This window comes from Asaccharospora irregularis DSM 2635, from assembly GCF_900129815.1.
GTDB lineage: Bacteria > Bacillota > Clostridia > Peptostreptococcales > Peptostreptococcaceae > Asaccharospora > Asaccharospora irregularis.
In genome coordinates, this window is sequence record NZ_FQWX01000033.1 from 22,946 (window position 1) to 23,937 (window position 992).

Genomic DNA, 992 nt, shown 5'->3' on the forward strand with positions numbered 1-992 from the left:
CCACTTATAAGACTTCAATATATTTAAGTTTTATATTAACTAAGTGGTTTGTAAAGATACATACTTGACTAATATAATTGATGAGGTCAAACCGTTTTATATTAACTAAGTGGTTTGTAAAGCTCTGAGATTAAGAGAATATTTATCAAATCGCAAAGGGTTTTATATTAACTAAGTGGTTTGTAAAGAGGGGGTATAGTTGTGAGTAGATTCGCTAAAGCTAGAAAGTTTTATATTAACTAAGTGGTTTGTAAAGGGAGCTACATAATAATCTGTTAATATCGTATCTTCTAAAAGTTTTATATTAACTAAGTGGTTTGTAAAGTGTAGTTACTCCCTGTACTTGTTTTTTCCCCTGTACTGTTTTATATTAACTAAGTGGTTTGTAAAGATTAAATTGTAACGTTTTTTCAGTTTATGACTACGACGTTTTATATTAACTAAGTGGTTTGTAAAGCTTTTATATTTTTTATTACTTCTTTGTAATTGTATTCGTTTTATATTAACTAAGTGGTTTGTAAAGATCAAAAGGATTCCACCAATTTAACTTATACATAAAACGTTTTATATTAACTAAGTGGTTTGTAAAGTTAAGCCTTCATCAACAAGCCACTTCGCTAAATCTATTGTTTTATATTAACTAAGTGGTGGATAGGTTACACTTAATTATACAATAAAAATTCGGACATGATATAATAGATAAAAGGAAATTGGAGGTCTATCATGTCTAAAAGATATAATTATGAGTTTAAAAAGCAAATAGTAACTTTAGTTAATAATGGTAAAAGCCCTAATGAAATAGTAAAAGAATATAAGGTGGCTAGATCTACTGTGAATAAGTGGGTTAGCGACTATAATGGCTCAGGTTCGTTTAAGGCTAAAGATAATAGAACTGAAGAAGAAGATGAATTAATAAAACTTAGAAAAGAAAATCAACAATTAAAAATGGAAAATGATATTTTAAAGCAAGCGGCGCTGATAATGGGACGAAA

Annotated in this window: 1 pseudogene and 1 CRISPR repeat array; the pseudogene reads left to right on the top strand. The window is 28.1% G+C overall.

Going from position 1 to position 992, the window contains the following annotated elements:
- The first annotated feature begins 27 nt into the window (after positions 1-27).
- Positions 28-590: direct repeats of the CRISPR family, unit length 29 nt; unit sequence GTTTTATATTAACTAAGTGGTTTGTAAAG.
- Between the two features lie 133 nt (positions 591-723).
- Positions 724-992, top strand: a pseudogene (locus tag BUB34_RS10585) (transposase); the annotation flags it as partial.